Here is an 8,099-nt window from a genome sequence, read left to right as displayed (position 1 = left end):
CGATGCAAACGATGTACCGTCAACGCGACGGAGAACGAATCCAACCGGGGACGCTCCAAAGCCTGCTCGCATGCGGTTGGCCGGTACCAATTCATCACCAACCTGGAATGACAATCCGTGCGGATTAGCACAGGCGTGGATTGCGACAGCGCGCCAATTTGGACCGGCTGTGACAATGTGTCAATTCGTCAGTTGCGAAAGACGTCAACGAGCCATCGCAGCGAAGAATCGTCGCGCCCTTGAGTTTCTGTGTCGCGCTGGTCGTCGGCGATGGAGCCGATTGCGCGGAGGTTCGAGGGCGCCGAGTCGCTCGATGGCGCATCAATGCGCCTCGACGGGGAGCCTCGGATGCGGGCAACGGCTCAGCTTGACGGGATCGCCAGTAAGGCTTCGCAAAGTTTGTCGAAACCGGGCGTCGTCTCGGTCGCTTCGATTTGAAGGTCGCGGACCAGTTTGATTTCCGACTGACGGATCGCCCCGCCGGCGACCAGCATGTCGACGAGGATCGTTTGTTCTTCAAGATCGATCTTGCCGTCCTTGAGCAACACGTGACGCATCAAGGGTAGAAACAGCTCGTCGAATTCCGGACAAACCTCATCCGCTTCGCCGATCAGTTCGACCAGAAACGCGACGTCGTCAAAGTCCAATGCGCCGTCTTCTTCGACGTACCGGCGGATTCGCGCGACTTCGTTTGAGCTGATCTTGCCGTCACTCAGCAATTCGGACTTCAATTGTTTCAGTTGGGCCACAAGTCTTTCCTCACGCGATTGATTCCAAGCACTACAGGAATCTAGATCACAGTCTGGCTGGCCCGGGCGATTTCGAAATCGATTTCGAACCATCCGCATCGCCCCCTGCTGCCGGTCCGATCCTAAGAGACAGACCGCTTGTGCCGTTTCTAACGCCGAAGAACACCACGCCGCGAACGTCCAGCCCTCGCCGCCGCAACCGAGACCGATGCTCCCCCATCATACTGCCGCGAACGATTCGAGCTTCTTCACACCCGCCCCATTTTTTTGTCCGCCATTTTTCTGCCATCTCGCGCGGAACAAACCCTTAAAAAGAGGCAATCACAACGAAGAGCTCTCGGCAGCAAACTGACGAATTGTTGTCGAAGTGTTTATTTTTTTTGAACTTCACAGCCGCTCGCGCAACTTTCGTCTTGTCATGAGCATCGAGAAAGAACGCATCCGTACCGCCTTGCTAATCGTCCGATTCCAATCCGGCGACGATTCCGCGTTCGATGATCTGTATTCTCAGCGACGCGACTGTGTCCGAGGAATGGTTTGGCGATGGACCGGTGGGGTTCCAGGTGTGGTGGACGACGTGTGTCAACAAGTCTGGTTGTCGGTTCTTAGATCGTTACCCGCGATGAAGCAGCCGATGGCATTTGATGCCTGGATCGGCCGTATCATTCGGGCGGAACTCGCCTTGATACTCCGACGCCGACAACGAGCTGCTGTTCCTTTGGATTCGATCGCCGAACCCGAAGACGTGCTTCGTCCGGGCGAGCAGCCGCCGAGCTGGGAGGTGTTGCAAGACGCCTTAAAACAGATCGATCACGCATCCGCCGAGCTTTTGCAAATGCGATTTTGGCAGGGACGCTCGTACGATCAAATCGCGACGACACTGGGCATTCCGATCGGGACGGTGCGATCTCGCTTGCACTATGCCAAGAAAACCTTACGAAGCCATTTGACCCGAGGAAACGATGATGTCTGAAGAGCCAGAGCGGTTGATCGACAAGAAAGACGGAAAGCCCGCGGCGGGTCAGCATCATGATCCGACACTCCAACGGGCACAGCGAAGCGCCAGGAGAGGGAAACGGTTGACCGGATTGCTCGCTGCAATCACTGCGTTGACCTGGATCGCCGCCGGCGCGACGGCCGTCTGGACCACGGACCTCTGCCTCAAGGTCGCGTTCCACGGCTTTCACGGACCGATGACCGAATATCAGAACTTGCACAACGAACTAATGGACCAGTTCGGAAAAAACGGGAGACTCAGTAGCAGCGATGTTCCTGCCGATCTCTGGAAAGAATACAACCAGCGACGACGGATCCTTTCCGATCAGCACCTGGCCATGGAGACGTCGATTACTGCCACCATCGTCTTGTTCGTGGTCGCGGCACTGCTGAGTGTGTTGCTGATCATCACCTCGCGACGAAGCACGCTCAGCCAAGTCGCAGCCAGCGTCCGTTCGATCGAATTAATACTCCTGGACCCGCCCTCCGCCCCGCAATCCGATTCCCTGGCGGATTGAGGTCTTCAACGTGCAGAAAGGCTGGGGCTCTCGCACAGGCATTGATCCACCGACACCCGTATTCTTCTTTCGCCTCTTTTTGCCGGCGTTCGCATTTTTCTGAAATTGGCTGTAACACGTTGAAACGTGTCACGCTTTGCAGGGTGAATTCACTCCTCTTCACCCTGTCAAGATCTATGAAAACTGCAACAAATGTCGTCTTGGTCGCTCTGTTGGCCGTCTCTGTCGGATCGGCCCAAAATCCCTGGGGCGATTGGGTGCCCCAGCCGATTCCGCAAACGACTTCCAACCTGAAGTATCAACAGCGGGCCGGCTCCACCACGACCCATCGCAACGGCGCCGTCAGCGAATCGTGGTTCAACTCGGGCTTCACCCAGGAAGCCGGCGTCGAAATCGGCGTTTCCTCTGGCAACGACAAGCAACGCGGGACCAAATTCGGCCGGGAACGGGATGAAAAGTGGTTTGCGGGGGTTCGCGGAGGTGTTCGAGCCGGTTACGCAGCGGACACGGGCGTCGCTCAGACCGGACAGATCGGCAACACCCGGGTCAGATCGTACGCCGAGGCCGAGGCATTCGTCGGCGTGGAAGCGGGTGCACAAGCTGGGGTGAGCAACAACGGAGTGGGCGTCAACGCAAATGCGTTTGCGGGGGCTCGGGTGGGAGCGCGGACGGGAACCGAGGTCGGACCGGTCGATGCCGCGGTGACGGGAGAAGCATGGGCGGGAGTGGGCGTCGAAGCCGGAGCCGACGCGAAGTACAAAAACGGTCGAATCAAGTTTGACTACGGCGCCGGAGGGGCAATCGGTGTGGGCGGCAAATTTGGCGGTGACGTCTCGGTCGATGTTCGGCAACCGATTAAGGCCGCCAAGGGACTCGACTCGACCCGACGAAGCGCGTCAAACGACGTCGGCAAAACCGCTCGCACGGTCAGCGGCTCGACACGCAAGAGCGTCAAAAGCGTCAAGAGCACCGGCAAGAAAGCGAAACGCTCGATCGGAAAGCTCTTCAAGTAACGAGCCCCCGCGGACGATCGACGGGCTGCTTCACAACGCCCCGTTTTTCTGTCATCTCCCGCGACCGCCCCATTCCTCGTCAATCCTGCTAGGATGGATAGAAGATAGAACCTGCCGATTTCCGGCCTGTCGATTCAATCGTCAGGCCGTTTCGACACCGGCACTGACGCTTTTCTTCACGGATTCGACGCCATGACATCGACTTCGTCTCCCAGCCTGTTTGCCACTCCGGGATCGACCGATGACGGGCTGGTGGACGGGATTCGCGCACAAGACGATCAAGCATGGGAACAGCTTGTCGAACGCTATTCGCCGTTGATCTACGTTTGGTGCCGAAAGTGTGATTTGCAACCTGAAGATGCCTTGGATGTGTCTCAGCAAGTTTTCGGCGCGGTCCATCGATCGATCTCGACGTTTTCACGGCGTCCCGAGGGTCGCGGCGGATTCCGAGGCTGGTTGTTCGTGATCACCAGGAATGCGGTCCTCAATCATCTCGAACGCACTCTGCGGGGACCGCGTGCACAAGGAGGCAGTTCGATCCAGTTAAGGCTGCTCGCGGAACCCGAGTCACTCGACGAAGCATCCCTGTCAGCGGCGACACGTTCAGCCGACGGTCGATCGGATCCACATGCACCGGTGCAGGCCGCTCTCGACGCGGCCCGCCGGGATTTTGACGAACGGACTTGGCAATGTTTTTGTCTGATCGCACTCGAAGGGCACACCGCAGCCGAAGTCGCGGCGCAATTTGGGATGAAATCTTCGGCCGTGAGGCAGGCGAAGTACCGGGTGACACGGCGGTTGAGACTGGACCTTGGACGTTTTCTTTGACGGCGTAACTCGCTTTGACAAAATGACTTAAGGCGTGTCCGAGTGTCGAAACCGGCGGCGAATGGACCGCTCCGCGTTGCGCGAGCGTGTTGTTCAATGTGGCACGCCGGCGTTTGTCACTCCGCCGTGCGTCAAACGTCGCACCCTGCCGGCGAACAATGAATCATCGTCAACCACCGGAGTCGCTGCGATGCAGATTCCTTGCCCATCCAGAAAAACGCTCCACGACCTTCTCGTCGGCGCGGTCGAAGACGACCAGGCGCGTGAGATTTGTAGTCACCTGGACACTTGCTCGAACTGTGAATCGCTGACGTCAACACTCGAACAGCAACACGTCAAGTTGCTGCAGGAACTTCAAGAAGAGGGCAGCAGCCAGCGATACCTTGCTGAACCTGAATTCGAACTGTTGCAAAAGGCGATTTCGACGTCGCAGTCAGCGGACTGCAATACCGTGACCAAGGATGAAGTCGCGATCGCGGCAGGGACCCGACTTCGCGACTATCGATTGCTGAAAAAAATTGGGCAGGGAGGGATGGGAAGCGTCTATCTGGCTGTGCATTTGAATCTTAGAAAAGCGTTCGCGGTGAAGGTCCTGCCGGAGGAAAAACTGCGGTCGGAAAGTTCGGTCGCACGGTTTCGCCGCGAGATGCTCGCGGCCGGTAAAGTGAACCACCCCAACCTGATCAGTGCTTCGGATGCAGGCAGCGTCGATGGGCGTCACTTCTTGGTCATGGAGCTTGTCGAAGGTGCCGATCTCGGACGGATCGTCCGTCAACGTGGACCTTTGGGCGTTGCCGATGCATGCGAAATTGTTCGTCAAGCGGCCCTCGGTTTGCAGCATGCTCATGACAACGGTCTGCTGCATCGAGACATCAAACCATCGAACTTGATGTTGACCCATGACGGAAACGTTAAAGTGCTCGACCTCGGATTGGCCGGTTGGGTGGAAAACGAAGAATCAACCGAATCACCGACGCCGACCCGCGATGGACTTACGAATGCAGACCACTTCGTTGGAACGCCGGAGTACATGGCACCGGAGCAGTTTCGTGGTGAGACGAGGGTCGATGAACGCGCGGATCTCTATTCGTTGGGTGCCACCCTGTTCCAACTCTTGACCGGCCACCCACCCAGGCAACGCCACCTAAAGAAAAGATCGGAGAGTGTAAACCTGGATGTCGGCGAGCGATCGGCTGAAACTGACGATCTCCGCCAGGACCTGCCGCCGCAGCTAAAGCACTACATCAAGCTCTTACTGTCGCCGTCTCGCGAGCAACGCCCTCACAGCGCCGCAAGCGTCGCGTTACAGCTCGCCGGTTTTGCAGAACAATCAGACCTGCTGCAGCTAGCCGAGACTTGCAAGGAAAATCCCGGAATGTTGTCAGCCGATTTGTCCCAGTTCAGCGACACGGCCTTACCTGCGGAATCTCAATCCAATCAGGGAGTCGTTCCGACCAATCCGGAAAGATCGGCGATCGTACCGATGAAACTGTCTGTTTGCCTCGTGGCAGCTGTGTTGGTGATCGCTCTGATCTCGCTATTGTCCAACCGGTCCAGGGTCAGCGTGATCGAAGGAGTTTCGCCCGTCAGAGACGACACCGTGATACCGTCGCCGGCCGACGACCCCGTGAAAGAAGAAGACGTGGTGGACGCGATTCGAGCTGGCGAGATCAATCGTGCCATATCGCTTGCCCAGAAACTGATCCAGCAGGCGCCGCATCTCGGTTGGAATCACGCCTTGGCCACGATGATCGCTGCCTATGACCTCCAAACCGACGGGCCGACATCGCGTGCCACCTACGAAACTCATCGTCAGTGGCTTGGCAAACGCTGGGCGCAAACAGGTGAGGGCAGCAACACGATTCCACGAATCTGCTGTTTGCACCCGGATCCTCCGGCCGACTTGTCACAAATGCTTGACGCCGTCGTCACCGAAGCGAAGGATCGCCCGAAAGACTGGAGATATCCCCATTCTGAGATGATGTTGTTATTCCGCCTGGAGCGATACCGAGAATCGCTTGTCGCGTTTTCTGATGCACGACGCGTCTCGCCAAATAATCTCGTGCATCGCGCCGTCGACACAGCTTGGTCGGCGTTGATTTTGAATCGGCTGGGACGATCGACCGAAGCACGTCGCGCATTTGAGAAAGCCCAGCAGTTGCAGCTCGAAATCAAAGCGAAAGCTCGGACCCCGATGCCCCAAATGTGGTTCGATTACATCGAATTGGTTGTCATCCTTGGTCAATTTGATGATCAATCCTCGACGACGAAAGACGTTCCCGAAGAGCAATCTGTGCCGACAACGCCACATGCAGATCAGGCTGCATCGGCTCCGGAAAAGGCATCGAATCCACAGGCGGTCAAAACGAAAGTGGCCCAAGGTGACGTTATCCAACTGGTGCAAACACGTCCCGACAGCGGCGCACGACACGAAACGCGGGATCAATGGGCGGACCGTGTCAACGGCTTGTTGATCAAACAAGCCTACCTTGATGCAGAGGCTGAATATGCCGCCGGGCAGCATACATATGAAATGCATTGGCCTCTTCGCTGCCGCGTCGCACTCGGCCTGATGATCGCCGCCCGAGACGATTCGAATCTGCGTCCCAAAGCCGACCGATACTTGCATGACCTGGAACAGACGCTGCGGAACTCGCCCCAACTGCCGCTGCCTGCTCGGGTCGAAATTCTGCGTCTACTCGCACTCAATCCGGAAAGACAATGGGACCAGCCGTTGATCGATCGGATCGCCCAGCAGATCCAGGCCGAACGTTGGAGCGACTGGAAGCTTCACCATTGCCTTGCCGCCATCCGCTTTCGCCAGGGGCGACTTGCGCTCGCGTTGGATCACCAAGCGGCAGCAGGGCAACAGACGAAATCAGACCTCCAAAAATGGCTCCACGACTACTGGTGGACCCTGTTGCTGGCCTGCAATGGTCAACTCGATTTGGCACGCCGATCGCTGATGACCTCGGAAATGAGCCAGCGGCGGTTGACACCCCTGCTGGGTTCCGAATCGACGGCGTCCAAAGAGGACCTGGAGTCGGTTTTGGAGATGCGATGGATGATGCCAGTTTTTCAGCATCGCCTCGGACCACTTGAGAACTTGAAAATGTGGAGCGCCGGACAAACACCGGCCTTTGTGAATCTGGACAACCAGATTCATGCGATTTCCAAACGTCTGATCGAGTCGCCCGATGAAGCCGATCTCTATTTTCAGCGAGCGATTGCCTTCAGCCGTATGCGTCGACAACGGGAAGCATTCTCTGATTTCCAACGCGCTGCGATGCTGAAACCGGATGATCCGATCTTCCAAACCATCCTGGCGTACGTCGATGCGTTTACGAATGATCGTGGTCAGTTGCAACACTTCATTCACGGCATGACCAGTGATGAATCGACGATACTTCGACGTGTCGATCTGCAAAATCCCAGCACCGCCTTTGTCTATCGCATTCTTCTGGTGGGCAATCAACAGGATCATGTGTTTTCGGCCTATTTTGAGGATGTCAAAACCCTCGCGAAAAACTTACCGGACGACTGGTATTGCCAATACGTTTTCGCGCTCTGGAAACTTCGAACCGGACAAATTGGTCAAGCGGAGACTCAACTTCGGTCCCTCATCCAGACCGTCGACGACATCTCACTCGAACAGTATTGCACCTTATGGTGGATCGATTGGCTTGAGGATCTTCGGGGCAAGCAGAGCGAAGAAGAACGAGCAGCGCGCATGAAGCGATTGGCTCAACTGCAAGCCAAAACACAATTTAATCCCACCAACGTCGTGAAGAGCTGGCTGGCTGTTTATGAGTCGATGCTGATCTCAACAGGCAATCTGGAGCCCGTTCGTCGAATCGTCGAAGCGGAATTGACGCGGACGACTTCAGGTCCAGGCGTCAAGATTGCGTTCGATTTGTCGCGCAGCGGAGTGGCAGACACGTTATTCAATATCAACGCCTCGGCGATGGATCGAACCGGAACTCGCTGCGCGTTTG

The 8,099-nt window shown here is 56.8% G+C and carries 6 protein-coding genes; 5 read left to right on the top strand and 1 reads right to left on the bottom strand.

Features of this window, described 5'->3' with window-relative positions; translation table 11 throughout:
* Positions 1-362: 362 nt before the first annotated feature.
* Positions 363-749, bottom strand: a complete 387-nt coding sequence (locus tag ABX749_RS13865) for a hypothetical protein (protein WP_372896496.1) — start codon at positions 747-749, stop codon at positions 363-365.
* Between the two features lie 418 nt (positions 750-1,167).
* Between ABX749_RS13865 and ABX749_RS13860 the strand changes: the two genes are divergently transcribed.
* From ABX749_RS13860 to ABX749_RS13840, 5 genes are all read left to right on the top strand, one after another.
* On the top strand, positions 1,168-1,722 hold the full coding sequence (locus tag ABX749_RS13860; RefSeq protein ID WP_372896495.1) for an RNA polymerase sigma factor: 555 nt from the start codon (positions 1,168-1,170) through the stop codon (positions 1,720-1,722).
* On the top strand, positions 1,712-2,263 hold the full coding sequence (locus tag ABX749_RS13855) for a hypothetical protein (protein WP_372896494.1): 552 nt from the start codon (positions 1,712-1,714) through the stop codon (positions 2,261-2,263). The genes ABX749_RS13860 and ABX749_RS13855 overlap by 11 nt, the downstream gene beginning before the upstream one ends.
* A 176-nt stretch (positions 2,264-2,439) precedes the next feature.
* Positions 2,440-3,276, top strand: a complete 837-nt coding sequence (locus ABX749_RS13850; protein ID WP_372896493.1) for a hypothetical protein — start codon at positions 2,440-2,442, stop codon at positions 3,274-3,276.
* A gap of 192 nt (positions 3,277-3,468) precedes the next feature.
* Positions 3,469-4,104, top strand: coding sequence for an RNA polymerase sigma factor (locus tag ABX749_RS13845; protein WP_372896492.1), 636 nt, complete (start codon positions 3,469-3,471; stop codon positions 4,102-4,104).
* A gap of 61 nt (positions 4,105-4,165) precedes the next feature.
* The coding region (locus tag ABX749_RS13840; RefSeq protein ID WP_372896491.1) for a protein kinase at positions 4,166-8,099 on the top strand (3,934 nt) is incomplete at its 3' end.

Origin of the sequence: Stieleria sp. (assembly GCF_041595215.1) — a bacterium.
Classification (GTDB): Bacteria; Planctomycetota; Planctomycetia; order Pirellulales; family Pirellulaceae; genus Stieleria; species Stieleria magnilauensis.
Note: the sequence above shows the minus strand (reverse complement) of the source record. Positions and strands in the feature narration are given on the sequence as shown.

Excerpts from the sequence above, each read along its gene's own strand:
- ABX749_RS13855 (WP_372896494.1), top strand. The coding sequence starts at position 1,712 with ATGATGTCTGAAGAGCCAGAGCGGTTGATCGACAAGAAAGACGGAAAG.
- ABX749_RS13850 (WP_372896493.1), top strand. The coding sequence starts at position 2,440 with ATGAAAACTGCAACAAATGTCGTCTTGGTCGCTCTGTTGGCCGTCTCT.
- ABX749_RS13860 (WP_372896495.1), top strand. The coding sequence starts at position 1,168 with ATGAGCATCGAGAAAGAACGCATCCGTACCGCCTTGCTAATCGTCCGA.
- ABX749_RS13845 (WP_372896492.1), top strand. The coding sequence starts at position 3,469 with ATGACATCGACTTCGTCTCCCAGCCTGTTTGCCACTCCGGGATCGACC.